This is a genomic window from Pseudomonas sp. H9 (assembly GCF_004353925.1).
In the GTDB taxonomy this organism is placed as follows: Bacteria; Pseudomonadota; Gammaproteobacteria; order Pseudomonadales; family Pseudomonadaceae; genus Aquipseudomonas.
The window spans coordinates 1-14,812 of record NZ_SMOK01000005.1; the positions used below are offsets into that span (position 1 = coordinate 1).

Annotated in this window: 18 protein-coding genes; 7 read left to right on the plus strand and 11 right to left on the minus strand. The window is 59.3% G+C overall.

What is annotated here, in order from left to right:
• Positions 1-2: 2 nt before the first annotated feature.
• Both E1573_RS03675 and E1573_RS03680 read left to right on the plus strand, forming a co-directional pair.
• Positions 3-293 carry a helix-hairpin-helix domain-containing protein gene (locus E1573_RS03675; protein WP_256659471.1) on the plus strand — a complete coding sequence of 97 codons (291 nt, stop codon included), beginning with the start codon at positions 3-5 and terminating at the stop codon, positions 291-293.
• Positions 294-436: 143 nt separating this feature from the next.
• The gene (locus tag E1573_RS03680; protein ID WP_133210746.1) at positions 437-1,231 is read left to right on the plus strand and encodes an SDR family oxidoreductase; all 795 of its coding nucleotides are present in this window, start codon (positions 437-439) and stop codon (positions 1,229-1,231) included.
• A gap of 28 nt (positions 1,232-1,259) precedes the next feature.
• Here E1573_RS03680 and E1573_RS03685 read toward each other — a convergent pair whose 3' ends face one another.
• Positions 1,260-1,427 carry a DUF2897 family protein gene (locus E1573_RS03685; protein WP_133210748.1) on the minus strand — a complete coding sequence of 56 codons (168 nt, stop codon included), beginning with the start codon at positions 1,425-1,427 and terminating at the stop codon, positions 1,260-1,262.
• Positions 1,428-1,605: 178 nt separating this feature from the next.
• Between E1573_RS03685 and pyrF the strand changes: the two genes are divergently transcribed.
• Positions 1,606-2,307 (plus strand): orotidine-5'-phosphate decarboxylase, encoded by a 702-nt coding sequence (gene pyrF / locus E1573_RS03690; protein ID WP_133210750.1) that lies wholly within the window; start codon positions 1,606-1,608, stop codon positions 2,305-2,307.
• Positions 2,308-2,399: 92 nt separating this feature from the next.
• On the opposite strand, the gene E1573_RS03695 is transcribed toward pyrF, so the two are convergent.
• The gene (locus E1573_RS03695; RefSeq protein ID WP_133210752.1) at positions 2,400-3,404 is read right to left on the minus strand and encodes an NADP-dependent oxidoreductase; all 1,005 of its coding nucleotides are present in this window, start codon (positions 3,402-3,404) and stop codon (positions 2,400-2,402) included.
• Positions 3,405-3,633: 229 nt separating this feature from the next.
• On the opposite strand from E1573_RS03695, the gene E1573_RS03700 reads away from it, so the two are divergent.
• Positions 3,634-4,395, plus strand: a complete 762-nt coding sequence (locus E1573_RS03700; protein WP_133210754.1) for an SDR family oxidoreductase — start codon at positions 3,634-3,636, stop codon at positions 4,393-4,395.
• Here the strand turns inward: E1573_RS03700 and E1573_RS03705 are convergent.
• Positions 4,388-5,557 (minus strand): MFS transporter, encoded by a 1,170-nt coding sequence (locus E1573_RS03705; RefSeq protein ID WP_133210756.1) that lies wholly within the window; start codon positions 5,555-5,557, stop codon positions 4,388-4,390. The two genes, E1573_RS03700 and E1573_RS03705, sit on opposite strands and share 8 nt — an antisense overlap.
• A gap of 113 nt (positions 5,558-5,670) precedes the next feature.
• On the opposite strand from E1573_RS03705, the gene E1573_RS03710 reads away from it, so the two are divergent.
• A complete protein-coding gene (locus E1573_RS03710; RefSeq protein WP_133210758.1) occupies positions 5,671-7,053 on the plus strand; it encodes a PLP-dependent aminotransferase family protein in 1,383 nt (460 codons plus the stop codon).
• A 76-nt stretch (positions 7,054-7,129) separates the two neighbouring features.
• Here E1573_RS03710 and E1573_RS03715 read toward each other — a convergent pair whose 3' ends face one another.
• Complete coding sequence (locus E1573_RS03715; protein ID WP_133210760.1) at positions 7,130-8,323, minus strand: benzoate/H(+) symporter BenE family transporter; 1,194 nt, start codon at positions 8,321-8,323, stop codon at positions 7,130-7,132.
• A 145-nt stretch (positions 8,324-8,468) separates the two neighbouring features.
• On the opposite strand from E1573_RS03715, the gene E1573_RS03720 reads away from it, so the two are divergent.
• A complete protein-coding gene (locus E1573_RS03720; protein WP_133210762.1) occupies positions 8,469-9,071 on the plus strand; it encodes a glutathione S-transferase family protein in 603 nt (200 codons plus the stop codon).
• 85 nt (positions 9,072-9,156) lie between these two features.
• Here E1573_RS03720 and E1573_RS03725 read toward each other — a convergent pair whose 3' ends face one another.
• The 5 genes from E1573_RS03725 to E1573_RS03745 form a co-directional block, all read right to left on the minus strand.
• Positions 9,157-9,528, minus strand: coding sequence for a glutathione S-transferase N-terminal domain-containing protein (locus tag E1573_RS03725; RefSeq protein WP_133210764.1), 372 nt, complete (start codon positions 9,526-9,528; stop codon positions 9,157-9,159).
• A 58-nt stretch (positions 9,529-9,586) separates the two neighbouring features.
• Positions 9,587-10,132, minus strand: coding sequence for a GTP cyclohydrolase I FolE (gene folE / locus E1573_RS03730; protein ID WP_128325933.1), 546 nt, complete (start codon positions 10,130-10,132; stop codon positions 9,587-9,589).
• A 69-nt stretch (positions 10,133-10,201) separates the two neighbouring features.
• Positions 10,202-10,759 carry a Smr/MutS family protein gene (locus E1573_RS03735; RefSeq protein ID WP_133210766.1) on the minus strand — a complete coding sequence of 186 codons (558 nt, stop codon included), beginning with the start codon at positions 10,757-10,759 and terminating at the stop codon, positions 10,202-10,204.
• Between the two features lie 52 nt (positions 10,760-10,811).
• Entirely contained in the window at positions 10,812-11,132 is a 321-nt protein-coding gene (locus tag E1573_RS03740) for a hypothetical protein (protein WP_133210768.1), read from the minus strand.
• A 76-nt stretch (positions 11,133-11,208) separates the two neighbouring features.
• Positions 11,209-11,799, minus strand: coding sequence for a cysteine hydrolase family protein (locus E1573_RS03745; protein WP_133210770.1), 591 nt, complete (start codon positions 11,797-11,799; stop codon positions 11,209-11,211).
• 189 nt (positions 11,800-11,988) lie between these two features.
• On the opposite strand from E1573_RS03745, the gene prmB reads away from it, so the two are divergent.
• Positions 11,989-12,897 carry a 50S ribosomal protein L3 N(5)-glutamine methyltransferase gene (gene prmB, locus E1573_RS03750; protein ID WP_133210772.1) on the plus strand — a complete coding sequence of 303 codons (909 nt, stop codon included), beginning with the start codon at positions 11,989-11,991 and terminating at the stop codon, positions 12,895-12,897.
• A gap of 57 nt (positions 12,898-12,954) precedes the next feature.
• On the opposite strand, the gene E1573_RS03755 is transcribed toward prmB, so the two are convergent.
• Positions 12,955-13,743 (minus strand): hypothetical protein, encoded by a 789-nt coding sequence (locus tag E1573_RS03755; protein ID WP_133210774.1) that lies wholly within the window; start codon positions 13,741-13,743, stop codon positions 12,955-12,957.
• A 106-nt stretch (positions 13,744-13,849) separates the two neighbouring features.
• Entirely contained in the window at positions 13,850-14,812 is a 963-nt protein-coding gene (locus tag E1573_RS03760) for an alpha/beta hydrolase (protein ID WP_133210776.1), read from the minus strand.

A 14,812-nucleotide genomic window follows, 5' to 3' on the forward strand; every position in this document is an offset into this window, starting at 1 on the left:
CCCTGTTCACCAGCATCTCCTTCTCCCTAAGCGCAGCACCCGCCACAACCCCAGTCACCCCCCCTGCTCCAGTCGTCGCGACGCAACAAACCATCCCCCAGCTAAACCTCAACACCGCCGACGCGCTCACCTTGCAATCAACCCTCAGCGGTATCGGTAAAACCAAAGCCGAAGCAATCGTTGCCTACCGTGAAGAACACGGCGCCTTCGCTTCAGTGGACGAGCTGCTTGAAATCAAGGGTATCGGCAACGCGTTGCTGGATCGCAACCGCGACAAGCTCACCGTTAACTAGCCCTCGCGTATAGGCCGGTCATCTGACCGGCCTTTTTGTTTGGGGATACCTTTGGTCGGTAGGGTATTGTGAAAATATTATGCTAGTAATATTTTTCTTGAGCCAAGCATTACTATCTCGGCAATCCCTCGGAGATCACCGCTATGTCAGGCTCCACGCAAACTTCTACCGCGCTCGTCACTGGCGCTTCTTCTGGAATCGGTGCGGTGTACGCAGAACGCCTGGCCGGCCGTGGTCACGACTTGATCCTGGTAGCACGTGACCGTCAGCGCCTTGAGGCCTTGGCGGCGGATTTGCAGGCGCGTCATGGGGTCAATGTCGAGGTTCTGTCGGCAGATCTTGCGCAAGCCGCAGACCTGACCCGAGTCGAACAACGCTTGCGCGACGATCAACGAATCAGTGTGCTGGTCAATAACGCCGGTATCGCCATGCATGGCACTCTGGCGGAGGCGACTGCAGCGCAAATCGACTCATTAGTGGCGCTCAACATTGTGGCGGTAACGCGCCTGGCCGCTGCGGCGGCCGCGCAGTTTGGTGCGGCGGGTCGCGGGACCATCATTAACTTGGCCTCTGTGGTGGCACTGGCACCGGAGATGTTCAATGCGGTGTACAGCGCCAGTAAGGCCTACGTGCTGAGTTTGACCCAAACCCTTCAAGGTGAATTGAAGAACAAAGGCGTGCAGGTCCAGGCGGTGCTACCCGGCGTGACGCGCACGGAGATCTGGGAGCGTTCAGGGCTGGATGTCGCCCAAATCGATCCGCAGATGGTCATGGACGTAGGGGAGATGGTGGATGCGGCGCTCAGTGGCCTGGACAGCCAAGAGTTGGTAACCATCCCGTCGTTGCCCGATGCGGCAGATTGGCAGGTCTATATCAAGGCGCGCGATGCTTTGGGACCGAATCTTTCGCGCAATTCCGCAGCGTCACGCTACAAGTGATGCTGTACCTCATACCAAGCTGCAGGACTTAACGGTCCTGCGCATCTTTAGCATCCATCTCCGCATTGCGCTCATGTATGCGTTTGAGCTGTTCCTCGGTTAGGGGCAGCTTTTTCGCAGTATCGCGCAGCAGCATCAGGCCACCGACGATGGAGCCTATCGCAAGCACCAGAATCAACCAGGCATACCAAGGCATGGAGTCCTCCTTTGCGCGGCGTAGGGCGCTGCGTCTATAAATTGGAGCGAATGCGTCATTTATTGGTTCAATTATAGGGGCGCGCCTTCTGATGGGCCAATTCGCGATCATCGGCCCCCCAGAGGCCGCGGCTTCGTTTACAATGCGCGCCGTTCAAGACTTGCCAAGAGACCAGCCCATGTCCGCCTGCCAGACGCCCATCATCGTCGCCCTGGATTTCCCTACCCGTGACGCCGCCCTGAAACTGGCGGATCAACTCGATCCAACCCTGTGCCGGGTCAAAGTCGGTAAAGAGCTGTTCACCAGCAGCGCGTCGGGCATTGTCGAGACGCTGGTCGAGAAGGGCTTCGAGGTGTTCCTCGATCTGAAATTCCACGATATCCCCAACACCACGGCAATGGCTGTTCAGGCCGCTGCTGAAATGGGCGTGTGGATGGTGAACGTTCACTGCTCCGGCGGTCTGCGCATGATGTCGGCCTGCCGTGATGTGCTGGCCAAGCGCAGCGGCCCGCAGCCGTTGCTGATCGGTGTCACCGTGCTGACCAGTATGGAGCGCGAAGATCTGGCCGGTATCGGTCTGGATATTGAGCCGCAAGAGCAGGTGCTGCGCTTGGCTGCACTGGCAGAGAAGGCCGGTATGGACGGTTTGGTCTGTTCGGCGCTGGAAGCACCGGCGCTGAAGGCTGCGCACCCGTCGCTGCAACTGGTTACACCGGGTATTCGCCCGGCTGGCAGTGCTCAAGACGACCAGCGCCGTATCCTTACCCCGCGTCAGGCACTGGATGCTGGTTCCGATTACCTGGTGATCGGCCGCCCGATCAGTCAGGCGGCTGATCCTGCTCAGGCGTTGGCAGCAGTGGTCGCGCAAATCCGCGCGTAACCCGGTAGGCGCGGGTTTGGTAGGAGCGGGCTTGCCCCGCGATTGCGATGTAGCTGATAAATCGCAATCGCGGGGCAAGCCCGCTCCTACCGTTAAACCTTCAGCACCAGCTTGCCGAAGTTTTCTCCGCTGAATAGCTTCAACAGCGTTTCGGGGAAGGCTTCTAGTCCTTCGACCACGTCCTCTTTGCTCTTCAGCTTGCCCATTGCGAGCCAGCCGGCGATTTCTTGCGCCGCTTTGCTGTAGTTGGCGGCATGGTCCATCACCACGAAACCCTCCATCCGTGCACGATTGACCAACAGTGACAGGTAATTGGCTGGGCCTTTGACGGCTTGCTTGTTGTTGTACTGGCTAATGGCACCGCAAATCACCACCCTTGCCTTGAAGTTCAAGCGGCTCAGTACCGCGTCCAAAATGTCCCCACCGACATTGTCGAAGAATACGTCCACGCCTTTCGGGCATTCGCGTTTGAGGCCTTCAAGCACGTCTTCGGTTTTGTAATCGATGCCGCCGTCAAAGCCCAGTTCGTTGACCAGGTAGCTGCATTTTTCTGCACCACCTGCGATACCCACCACCCGGCAACCTTTGAGCTTGGCAATCTGCCCGGCAATGCTGCCCACTGCGCCGGCAGCCCCCGAGAGCACGACGGTTTCACCCGCTTTCGGTGCTCCAACTTCCAGCAGGGCGAAGTAGGCGGTCATGCCGGTCATGCCCAGGGCAGACAGGTAGCGCGGCAGCGGTGCCAGTTTCGGGTCGATTTTGTAGAAGCCCTGTGGTTCGCCCACGAAGTAATCCTGCACGCCAAGTGCGCCGTTGACGTAGTCGCCTATGGCAAAGCCTGGGTGTTTCGAGGCAATCACTTCACCTACGCCCAGGGCGCGCATGACCTGACCGAGGCCGACGGGAGGGATGTAGGATTTACCTTCATTCATCCAGCCGCGCATGGCAGGGTCCAGCGACAGGTACAGGTTTTTTACTTGCACCTGGCCTTCACCGGGTTCGCTGAGGGGCACATGCTCGAAGTTGAAATCCTCACGGCTTACCGCCCCGAACGGGCGTTTGGCGAGCAAGAAACGGCGGTTGGTCTGGGCGGTCATGATGGGCTCTCGGGTGAAGGTCAAAGGTTGTTGATAGACCTTCAACTGAATTCCGGCAAGGTTTACCCGCTTGGCGAATACAGCGCAATCCGTGAGCGTGATTTAGAGGTGATCAGATAATCACTCACGGTCATAACCTTTCAACAGGCAGTCTGATGATGCTGCCTCTTCAATGCGATAGCTGCATAGACTGCGGACCATTGATTTCACTACGTTGCAGGAGCTAGCGATGACGATGACTTTTTCCGGCCAGGTAGCCCTGGTCACCGGCGGCGCGGCAGGTATCGGTCGAGCGACGGCGTTGGCGTTTGCCGCCGAGGGTTTGAAGGTTGTAGTGGCCGATCTGGACGCTGCTGGTGGTGAAGGAACGGTTGAGCTGATCCGGGCAGCGGGAGGCGAGGCGTTGTTTGTTGCTTGCAATGTCACTCGCGAGGCCGACGTGCAGCGTTTGCTGGCTCGTACGGTCGAGGCCTATGGCCGTCTCGACTATGCGTTCAACAATGCTGGCATTGAAATAGAACAGGGTCGACTGGCCGAAGGCAGCGAGGCGGAGTTCGACGCGATCATGGGCGTCAATGTCAAAGGCGTGTGGTTGTGTATGAAGTACCAGTTACCGTTGCTGTTGGCTCAAGGTGGCGGTGCGATTGTTAACACCGCCTCGGTAGCGGGGCTCGGAGCCGCGCCGAAGATGAGTATCTACAGTGCGTCCAAGCATGCAGTGATCGGTCTGACCAAATCGGCCGCTATCGAGTACGCAAAGAAGAACGTCCGGGTTAATGCGGTATGCCCGGCGGTGATCGATACCGACATGTTCCGACGCGCTTATGAAGCCGACCCGCGCAAAGCCGAGTTTGCTGCTGCCATGCACCCGGTGGGACGTATCGGCAAGGTGGAGGAGATTGCCAGTGCAGTGTTGTACTTGTGCAGTGACGGTGCGGCATTCACGACCGGTCATGCATTGGCGGTTGATGGTGGGGCTACTGCTATTTGAGTGACGCCAATGCCGTTATTGACACGGTTCGGTTGCTGCGCAGCAGCGCCAGGCCGGTCATCAGGCAACCCGCCAGCAGTGTCAGGCCAAACAGCAGTAATGACGTGCGGGTCCCGAGTCGCTCGATCAGCAAGCCGGTGAGGATAACCGGCAGGCTGAAGCCGACATAGGCCAACAAGAAGAAGCCTGCGTTAGCACGGCTCTTTTGCTCACCTGCCAGCTGAGTCACTGCCGACAAACCGCCCAGGTAAACAAAGCCATAACAGGCACTGCTGGCGACGATCGTGCCGATCAAAACGGCCAGAAGCTGCCCGTTGTCGGCGCCCCAGGCCAGTATTGCGTAGCTGGCAGGCAATATTGTCAGGCCGAGCAGGGTGGCCTTGGCGGGTGCTATGCGCCGGGCCAGGGGCTGAAACAACACGCCACAGCTGATCACGCAGAACGTTGCAAATCCAGACCAACGGCTCAAGCCATGTTCTTTGAGCATCGCAGGCAGCAGCGCCCCCACCAGCCCGACACAGGCCCAGGCCAGCAGAATCGCCATGCCATAAGGCAAGCTGCCGGAGGGGTAGTAGGGCAAGCGCAGCCATGTGCTTTGGCTGTCTTGGCGTTGGTCAGGCAGACGCCAAACCAGCAATAACCCGACCCCGGCCAGTACCAACTGCAGATAGAAACTTTCAGGTGCCAGGGTTGGGGCTCGCAGCAGGCATAGGCTGGTCATGGCAGCGCCGAGACCAAAGCCCAGTGACGTGCTGGCAGTTACCCAGGTGGTGGCGCGAGCGGTATCGCCGGGCTGCATCAGTTCACTCATATACGCAACACCGGTAGCAGACGCCAGCGCCGTGCCGATTCCCAGCGTCAGGCGCGCAAGCCCCAGGGTTTCCAGCCCAGGTGCCAGCAGCATCAGCACGGTGGCTAGCATCGATAAACCCAATGCAACCAGCACAATCGGTCGGCGCCCAACGCGGTCCGCCAGCCCGCCCAGTAGCAACAGCACGGGTATGACGCCGAGTACATACGCAGAAAAGGCCACCGCCGTGGCGGTTGTGCCTTTTCCGGACAGCTCGGCATAGGCGGTGTAAAGCGGTGCCTGCAGATTCACCGCGAAGGTAATCATGCACAGGGCAAAGGCCAGTTGGGCGGGGGCGCGTGGGTTAGGCATCGGGGGCTCCTTGTTGATGGGGTCACTATCGAGCGGTGCCTTGGGGCTCACAAGGCACACTGCACAAGGATTTGTGATTAACTGTTTGAACAAAATCGCCGAACACTTTGCCCATGAACCTCACACTTGATCGCCAATCGTCCACGCCCCTGACCCAACAAGTGGTGGCGCAGTTACAGGGCTGGATCACACAGCAGCGTTTACGCCCAGGGAGTCGATTGCCTTCGATCCGCCAACTCGCCCGCGAATTGAACGTCAGCCAGTCCTGCGTGATCGAGGCGTATGACCGATTGGTGGCCACGGGATTGTTGGAGGCCAGGCACGGTGCCGGCTTCTTCGTCGCCGAGCAACGACAAGGGCCGCCTGTAGTCGACCAACCGTTTCGCGATGAGAGTTTCGACAATCGCTGGCAGCAGTTCAATGATCAGCAGACGGACCTGCTGAACCTGTGTTGTGGCTGGTTGCCTTCCAGTTGGCGTGCGAGCGAGGCGATTGCCCAAGCCGTGCGGCAAGTGAGCCGCGGCCCGGTGGAAGACCTGCTGGACTACTGCCCACCCTTGGGGCTAACCAGCTTACGCAGCCAGTTACACAAGCGCCTGGAGCAGATTGGCATACAGGTCAGCCCCCAGCAGATTCTCACCACTCAAGGGGCCAGCGATGGGCTCGACTTGTTGGTACGCACATTACTCAAACCCGGCGACAAAGTGCTGGTTGAGAGCCCGGGGTATTACAACCTCTACAACTTGCTGCGCCACCACCAGATTGAAATGCTGTACATGCCGCGCACCTGCACCGGTCCGGATCTGCAGGTGCTGGAAGGCTTACTCAAACAGCACAAGCCGCGTTGCCTGTATATCAACAGCCTCTACCACAACCCTACTGGCAGCAGCCTGGCACCCAAAGTGGCTTACCGCCTGTTGGAACTTGCTCGCGAACATGATGTGCAAATCATCGAAGACGATATTTACGCCGATTTCCAGGACGGTGCAGTGACGCGGCTGGCCACGCTGGACGGGGAGCAGCGAGTGATTTACCTCGCCAGTTTTTCCAAGACCCTCAGCAGTTCGTTGCGCTGCGGTTATCTGGTAGCTGAGCCTGAGCTGGTCGCCCGTCTGGCGGAGTTGAAAATGGTCGCCGGGCTGGGTACCAGCCGATTCACCGAGCAGGTGGTGGCGCAGATGCTCGCCAATGGCAGTTACCGCAAAAGTGTGGCCCGGCTGCGGCCGCGTCTGGCGCAGCACATGGCCAAGACGCTAGGCCAGTTGGAGGCCAGCGGCTGGGAGGTATTTACCGAACCGTATGGCGGCATGTTTGTCTGGGCGCGACGCCCTGGTTGGGATTTTGCGGCGCTCAATCGGGAAGCGATGGCCTGTTCGGTGCTGCTGGCGCCGGGTAGCGCCTTCGATCCACAAGGGGCTGCCAGTGAGTGGCTACGGATCAACGTAGCCTATGTCCAGGACCAACGCGCCCAAGCGTTCTTCAAACGCACTCGGTAGGAGCGGGCTTGCCCCGCGATGCGATGTGCCTGATACAGCCACTATCGCGGGGCAAGCCCGCTCCTACCGAGCAGCATCAAGCGCTTTTGCGCCAGTTGAGGATCATCAGCGTCAGCACGCCCGCGACAATTCCCCAGAATGCCGAACCAATCGAGAACAGGGTGAAGCCCGAAGCTGTCACCATGAAGGTGATCAACGCAGCCTCGCGCTCCTTGGCTTCATTCATGGCCACGGTCAGGCCGTTCATGATCGAGCCGAACAAGGCCAGGGCCGCAATCGACAGCACCAGTTCTTTGGGCAGGGCGGCGAACAGGGCGGCAAGGGTGGCGCCGAATACGCCGGCAATGCCATAAAAAATCCCGCACCACACTGCAGCGGTATAGCGCTTGTTCGGGTCTTCATGGGCATGAGGGCCTGTGCAGATAGCGGCACTGATTGCGGCCAGGTTGATACCGTGGGAACCGAAAGGTGCCAGCACCAACGAGGCCAGCCCGGTTACCGAGATCAGCGGTGAGGCGGGCACTTGATACCCGTCAGCACGCAATACCGCAACGCCAGGCATATTTTGCGAGGTCATAGCGACCACGAACAGCGGAATGCCGATACTGATCGTGGCCGCCAGAGAGAAGCTCGGCGTCGTCCACACGGGTGTTGCCACTTCCAGGCTGAAACCACTGAAATCCAACAAACCCATCGCGCCAGACAGCGCCGTGCCCACCAGCAATGCAGCCAGTACGGCGTAACGCGGTGACAGACGTTTGATGATCAAGTAGCTGAAGAACATCCCCAGCACCAGTGCAGTACGGTGCTGGGCGGCAATAAAGATTTCGCTGCCGATCTTGAACAAAATACCGGCCAGCAGTGCCGAGGCCAAAGAGGCGGGGATGCGTTTGACCAGGCGTTCGAAACTGCCGGTCAAGCCGCAGACCACCACCAGCACAGCGCAGGTGATATAGGCGCCGATGGCCTCACCGTAGCTGACGCCGCCCAGGCTGGTAATCAGTAGGGCGGCACCTGGGGTTGACCAGGCTACCGTCACTGGTGTGCGGTAGCGCAGTGACAGGCCAATACTGCACACTGCCATACCAATGGACAGCGCCCAGATCCATGAAGAAATTTGCGCGCTGGTCAACCCCGCAGCTTGGCCTGCCTGGAACATCAGGACCAGCGAGCTGGTATAGCCGGTCAGCATGGCAATAAAGCCTGCGACGACAGCCGAAGGGGAGGAGTCAGCCAACGGGCGCAGTTGCGCGGAAGTGGCATCGGGCATGGGGCAATCCTTGTACTAGGTGTAAGCAGATTTTGCAGACTACCGCGCAGGCCGCTGAGCTTTGTCATACAGCAGGCATTGCATTTAGCCGTACAGTCGCCAACTATGGGCGGCGGTCAGGATGAGCTATCGAATGGGGGGAGTGATGTACAAGGTCTACGGTGATTACCAGTCGGGCAACTGCTACAAGGTCAAGCTGATGCTGCACTTGCTTGATCTGCCGTACGAGTGGCACTCAGTGGATATCCTCAAGGGTGAAACGGAAACCCCGGAGTTTCTGGAGATGAACCCCAACGGCAAAGTACCGGTACTGGTGCTGGAAGATGGCACGTACCTGTGGGAATCCAACGCGATTCTCAACTTTCTTGCCGATGGTACCGAATACCTGCCAAGCGAACCGCGCTTGCGCACCCAAGTGCTGCAATGGCAGTTTTTCGAGCAGTACAGCCATGAGCCCTATATTGCCGTGGCACGCTTCATTCAGTTTTACCTGGGCTTGCCGCAAGAGCGCCTCGAGGAATACAAAACCTTGCACAAAGGCGGTTACAAAGCCTTGCGTGTGATGGAGAAGCAGCTGCAGTTGACGCCGTACATGGTTGGCGATCGCTACTCGATTGCTGATGTGGCGTTGTATGCCTACACCCATGTCGCCCATCAGGGGGGCTTTGATCTGGACGCCTATCCGGGGATTCAGGAATGGTTGAAACGTGTAGCCGAGCATCCTCGCCACGTGACCATGCTCGGATGAATCGGTAGGAGCGGGCTTGCCCCGCGATGCGATGCGATGTGATTGAAAGATCGCCATCGCGGGGCAAGCCCGCTCCTACGGGATGTCAGAGCGGAGCAAAGCGCTTGTTGAGATAGTCGATGATCACCTTGGATTCATACATCCAGGTGGTCTTGCCATCTTCTTCGATGCGCAGGCACGGCACTTTGATCTTGCCGCCTTCGTTGAGCAACGCCTGACGTGCCTGCTCGTTATTCTTGGCATCCTGCAGGGCCACCGGCACGTTCAGGCGGTGCAGGGTGCGGCGGGTTTTCACGCAGAACGGGCAGGCGTGGAACTGGTACAGGCTCAGGCCTTTGGCCTGTTGCTCGACCAGCGCCTGGGCTGCCGGGTCGCGCTTGAGTTTGGCCGGGCGGCTGACCCAGTCACCGAACACAATCAACTGACCCAAGCCCACACGCAGTGCTTTGACGATCATGGCAACTCCTAAGAATAAAAAAGCCGACCACGGATGGTCGGCTTGCAGGCGTACCTGATTACTTGATCAGGCTGAGGAACTCGCTGCGTGTCGCGGCATTTTCGCGGAATTCGCCGAGCATTACCGAAGTGATCATGGTCGAGTTCTGCTTTTCCACACCGCGCATCATCATGCACATGTGCTTGGCTTCAATGACCACCGCCACGCCCAGGGCGCCGGTGACCTTCTGAATCGCTTCGGCCACCTGACGGCTCAGGTTCTCCTGGATCTGCAGGCGACGGGCATACATGTCAACGATCCGCGCGACCTTGGACAGGCCCAGGACCTTGCCATCGGGAATGTAGGCAACATGCGCCTTGCCGATGAATGGCAGCATATGGTGTTCGCACAGCGAGTACAGCTCGATGTCCTTGACCAGGACCATTTCACTGTTATCGGAGCTGAACAGCGCGCCGTTGGTCACTTCTTCCAGGGTTTGTTCATAACCGCGGCAAAGGTACTGCATGGCCTTCGCAGCCCGTTTAGGCGTGTCGAGCAGGCCCTCGCGGGAGACGTCCTCGCCAATCTGGCCGAGGATAGCGGTGTAGTTCTGTTCCAGGGACATGGATCTACCTGTGGGATTTATCGCAAACGCGAAGGGTACGGCGGCTGTGGCGGCGCTGCAAGCACGGCGTTACTCGTCACGGCCTTCGAGCATGGTTCTTTTAAGCATCACGTACACCGCACCGGTGCCGCCGTGACGCGCCTGGCACGAGGTAAAACCCAGTACCTGCGGGTGTTGGCGCAGCCAGGTGTTGACGTGACTTTTGATCATCGGCTTCTTGCCATCCAGGCGCACTGCCTTGCCATGGGTGACGCGTACGCACCGTACTTCAAAGCGAGTGGCTTCGGCGAGGAAGGCCCAAAGCGTTTCACGGGCTTTTTCCACATTCATGCCATGCAGGTCAAGGCTGCCTTCAAAAGCGATCTGGCCGAGCTTGAGCTTGCGCATCTGGCTTTCCTGAACACCGTCACGGCGCCAGTGCAGGTCGTCTTCAGGGCCCACGTCGATCACAAACTGGTCCGACAAGCCGTCGACGACACTTTGGTCACTACGCACGGTTGCCGCTTGGCGCAGGCCGGCCAATTGCTTGCGGTCGGCCTTGGGTTTACCGACATCGGCGCGATCATGCTTGATCGGTTTGACACCGCGCATTTCGCTTTTGAACAGGGAAAAATCGTCGTCTTGCATGTAAGCCTCCGCCTGGGCGGCGTAGTTTACGCGACTCCCCCGCAGGTTGCAGTCAATCGTGCTTTTTCATCAGGTGCGGTGACAGGTTCAGCTCGCGGCTGCGGCGCAGACGTATACGGCTGCGGCGCCAGAACCAGACGCCCAGGTACAGCAACAACAGGCCACCCGCGAGTACCACTACGGCACCCGCCCGGTTGGCATTGAGTTCGGCCAATGCTTCAAGGTTACCAAGCAGGCTGGCGGTGCCAGCCATAGCCAGCAACACGCCCAAGGTAGCCAGCAGCGCTGAAAAAGCCGCTGCCAGGCGTGCGCCCCAATTACGTGGCTCACGCTGACGCAAGCGCTTGGCATCGAAACCGTCGGACAATTTCATGCCGATTCCCTCTCTGGATATCCGGCGTATGACCGAATGACCGCAAGGTGGTTCCGCGAGCCCGTCAGATTGCCGATCAGATCAGGCTGCTGGTTGGAGCCACACAAGCGAAGTTGTCGGCCATGATCGCCAATTCACTTTGCTGGATCTGTGCCGCGGGAATGACTCCGCCCTGGAAGGGCAGGTCACGGGTGGCGCAGGCATCCTCGATCAGGGTGCAACGGTAACCATAGTCCTTGGCCCGGCGTACGGTGGTGCTGACGCTGGAATGACTCATGAAACCGCAGACGATCAGGTCCAGGTGGCCGTATTTCTGCAGGGTTTCATGCAGGGTGGTGTTCTTGAAGGCGTTCGGCATGCGCTTTTCAATGATCACTTCATCGCCCTGTGGCTCAAGGCCTGGGATGAATTCACCGCGTGGTCCCTGAGGATCGAACATACCGCCGACGGTGCCGAGGTGGCGCACGTGGATGATCGGGCGTCCGGCCTTGCGGGCAGCCTCGAGCATTTTAGCGATGTTCTTCACAGCTTCGTCCATGCCCGACAGTGCCAGAGGACCGCTGAGGTACTCCTTCTGTGCGTCGATAATGATCAGGCTGGCGTTGTTCAGCTTGGCGGGTGGATAGCCACGGCCGCTGAGGTGGAACATCGTCGTTGGAACAGACATCAAGGGCTCCTTTGGATAGGGCTTTTCACCTATTGTCCCCTGCCTGAGCGTTTATGTGAATCGCTTCGCGTACAAGCAGCGTCGTTAGTGGCCTGCAGCCATGTCGGCGAAACACTTACACGCCGTTTTGGCGAACCTTTTCTGTGAGCGGGCTGTTAGAATCGCAGGTCGTCTTTCAAGGAGTCTGTTGTGATCACTTCTCGCCTGCGCACCCTGCGCGATCATATCCGTTGGGCGGTCAGCCGTTTCCATGAGCATGGTCTGTTTTTCGGGCATGGCGCCGATAACGCCTGGGACGAAGCTCGGTTGTTGGTGCTGGGTTCTGTGCATTTGCCCTGGGAAGTTGCCGACAGCTACCTGGACTGCCAGCTGGAAGATGACGAGCTGGTACACCTGCAGCGTTTGCTCAAGCGCCGTATCGAAGACCGCGTACCCACTGCCTACCTGTTGGGCGAGGCGTGGTTCTGCGGCCTGTCCTTCATCGTTGATGAGCGCGTGCTGATCCCGCGTTCGCCCATCGGTGAACTGATTGAAAAACGCTTCGAACCGTGGCTGGCCAACGAGCCGGCGCGCATTCTCGACCTGTGCACCGGTTCCGGTTGCATTGGTATCGTCAGTGCCGAAGTGTTTCCTGACGCCGAAGTGGTGTTGGCCGATCTGTCGTTCGAAGCGCTGGAAGTGGCCAATCAGAACATCGAGCGTCATGGCCTTGAAGAGCGTGTCTACACCGTTCAGGGTGATGGTTTTGAGGGCTTGCCGGGGCAGCGTTTCGACCTGATCCTGTCCAACCCGCCGTATGTCGATGCCGAAGACTTCGCCGATATGCCGGAGGAATATCACCACGAGCCGGAGCTGGGCCTGGCCTGTGGCAACGACGGTCTGGACCTGGTGCGGCGCATGCTGGCCGAAGCGGCGGATCACCTGACCGAGAAGGGTTTGTTGATCGTTGAAGTCGGCAACAGCCAGGTGCACGTTGAGGCACTGTACCCGGAAGTAGACTTCGCCTGGCTCGATTTCGAGCGGGGTGGGCACGGGGTGTTCATGTTGACGGCCGAGCAGTGCCGGCAGCATCAGGCGCTTTTTGCTTCGAAGGTGTAAATCAATCGCGGGGCAAGCCCGCTCCTACGGTAGGAGCGGGCTTGCCCCGCGATGCTTTCAGTGGGTCGCAATCCAGATCAACAACCCAGCCTGGAACACGGCAAACGCCACCAGGCAGGTAATGGTGAAACGCAAACCGCTGTCTTCGCGGCGGTACTTGCTGACCCGTTCGTCGCGTTCACGCAGTTGTGCTTCTTTTTCCTGCAGGTTCTGCTCGGCCTGCTGAAGCATCTGCGCCGCTTCAAGGATTTCGACGCGCTGCACCTTTTCAGTATTCCAGCCGCCTTTGAGTTCCCCGACCTGCACGTCGACGTAGCGACCCTTGAGGTGCTGGGCATCGGCGTATTCGACTTCCAGGCCATGGCTGCGCAGCAGTTGGTCGCGGCGTAGGCGGGAGTCTTCGTTAAGGGCGTCTTTGCTTGCCAGGGCTGCGCCTTCGACCCGGTAGTGCGACCATTTGCGCTGGGCCCAGCTTATTGCTTGAGCCAGCAGGAAACGCCCCAGGCCGCGGTTCAAGGGTTCAACCTGTAAGCCGCTGTCCGGGCCAATACGAACGTGTTTTTCCTGATGATCAACCCAGATGTCCAGGTGGTTCTGTTCCTTGCGCACCTTTTGCCCAGGCAACTGAATGGTCAGGCGCAGCAGGCTGAGGTCTTTATTGTGGCGCTCGGCATAACCGTACTGAACGAAGCGTAGCGGTCGGGCACCGCTGTTGCGGTCGGTGGGCAGGGGCGCCAGGCGCAGCATCTGGAAATGTTCGGCGCTCACTTCTGCCCACGGCAGCGGGGCGGGTTCTGGTACAACCTCCTGGATGTCGGGGGCGTCCTGGGGGGCAGCTTCAGTCATCACGGCAATCCTCTTGTGCACAGCAAGCTGGACACAATCTCGATGCCAGCATCGGCTTATCGGCAGAATCGTCCGGGACTGGAGGCGAAATATCGGTGAAGTTCGTTCAAGCGGCGGGCAGCCTGTGGATAAAGTCGACGATACGCGTACCTAATTCACTGGCCTGTGGCAATTGCGGGTTCACGTAACTGTCTCGCTGCTGGCTTGCCGCCTGCGGGGCGATGCGCAACATGTGATTCATGCCTTGGATCAGAACCAGCTCGGCATCGGGCTTGGCGGCTTTGAGGCGTTGGGCGTTGCTGACATCGACCTGAATGTCGTGGGTGCCCTGAAGGATCAGTGCAGGCACCTGGAGCTTGCCGAATGCGGCGGCAGGGTCCTGGCGAAACAACGAAATCAGATAGGGCTGCACGCTTGGGCGCAGGACATTCTGTAAAGGCCGGGGAATGTCTGTCGACGTACGGCCGGCCTTGAGGTTATCCAGAATCTGTATGGCGCGCGCGTTGTAGCGCGCCGGGATCTGCTCGGCCAATTGCGTACGAAATACTTCATCGACAGGCCGACCGCTGCCGGCCACGCTGATCACCGCGCTGGCACCAGCGGGGGCTGCAGCCAGGCTGGCGATCAGCGCGCCTTCGCTATGCCCCAGCAAGATCAGCGGCCCGAAACGCGGGTCGGCCTTGAGTTTGTGGCTCCAGGCCACGGCATCGGCCACGTAGGCTTCAACACTCAAGTCACGCTCATCAGGTGTCGCCGCTCGGCTGGCGGCCACGCCACGCTTGTCATAGCGCACGCTGGCAATGCGGTTTTTCGCCAGCACCAGCGCCAGTTGCCTGAGGTTGTCGGTATGAGCACCGTCCGGGCTGTTGCCGTTGCGGTCAGTCGGCCCGGAGCCGGGAAGGATCAACACCACCGGAGGCGGTTGCTCGGTACGCGGTAACAGCAAGCTGCCATACAGTGTGCCGTTGCCCGTATCCAGGCTGATCGGGCGCTGAAGCACAGTGGGGGCAGCCGCTTGCACGAGACTGCTGAAGAGCAGGGCGAGTACCGCGAATACACGCAACATCAT

Excerpts from the sequence above, each read along its gene's own strand:
- E1573_RS03735 (WP_133210766.1), bottom strand. The coding sequence starts at position 10,759 with ATGCAAGACGACGATTTTTCCCTGTTCAAAAGCGAAATGCGCGGTGTC.
- E1573_RS03705 (WP_133210756.1), bottom strand. The coding sequence starts at position 5,557 with ATGCCTAACCCACGCGCCCCCGCCCAACTGGCCTTTGCCCTGTGCATG.
- E1573_RS03720 (WP_133210762.1), top strand. The coding sequence starts at position 8,469 with ATGTACAAGGTCTACGGTGATTACCAGTCGGGCAACTGCTACAAGGTC.
- E1573_RS03715 (WP_133210760.1), bottom strand. The coding sequence starts at position 8,323 with ATGCCCGATGCCACTTCCGCGCAACTGCGCCCGTTGGCTGACTCCTCC.
- E1573_RS03755 (WP_133210774.1), bottom strand. The coding sequence starts at position 13,743 with ATGACTGAAGCTGCCCCCCAGGACGCCCCCGACATCCAGGAGGTTGTA.
- E1573_RS03685 (WP_133210748.1), bottom strand. The coding sequence starts at position 1,427 with ATGCCTTGGTATGCCTGGTTGATTCTGGTGCTTGCGATAGGCTCCATC.
- E1573_RS03700 (WP_133210754.1), top strand. The coding sequence starts at position 3,634 with ATGACGATGACTTTTTCCGGCCAGGTAGCCCTGGTCACCGGCGGCGCG.
- E1573_RS03745 (WP_133210770.1), bottom strand. The coding sequence starts at position 11,799 with ATGTCTGTTCCAACGACGATGTTCCACCTCAGCGGCCGTGGCTATCCA.
- pyrF (WP_133210750.1), top strand. The coding sequence starts at position 1,606 with ATGTCCGCCTGCCAGACGCCCATCATCGTCGCCCTGGATTTCCCTACC.
- E1573_RS03680 (WP_133210746.1), top strand. The coding sequence starts at position 437 with ATGTCAGGCTCCACGCAAACTTCTACCGCGCTCGTCACTGGCGCTTCT.
- E1573_RS03760 (WP_133210776.1), bottom strand. The coding sequence starts at position 14,812 with ATGATGTTGCGTGTATTCGCGGTACTCGCCCTGCTCTTCAGCAGTCTC.
- E1573_RS03740 (WP_133210768.1), bottom strand. The coding sequence starts at position 11,132 with ATGAAATTGTCCGACGGTTTCGATGCCAAGCGCTTGCGTCAGCGTGAG.
- E1573_RS03695 (WP_133210752.1), bottom strand. The coding sequence starts at position 3,404 with ATGACCGCCCAGACCAACCGCCGTTTCTTGCTCGCCAAACGCCCGTTC.
- folE (WP_128325933.1), bottom strand. The coding sequence starts at position 10,132 with ATGTCCCTGGAACAGAACTACACCGCTATCCTCGGCCAGATTGGCGAG.
- E1573_RS03725 (WP_133210764.1), bottom strand. The coding sequence starts at position 9,528 with ATGATCGTCAAAGCACTGCGTGTGGGCTTGGGTCAGTTGATTGTGTTC.
- E1573_RS03710 (WP_133210758.1), top strand. The coding sequence starts at position 5,671 with ATGAACCTCACACTTGATCGCCAATCGTCCACGCCCCTGACCCAACAA.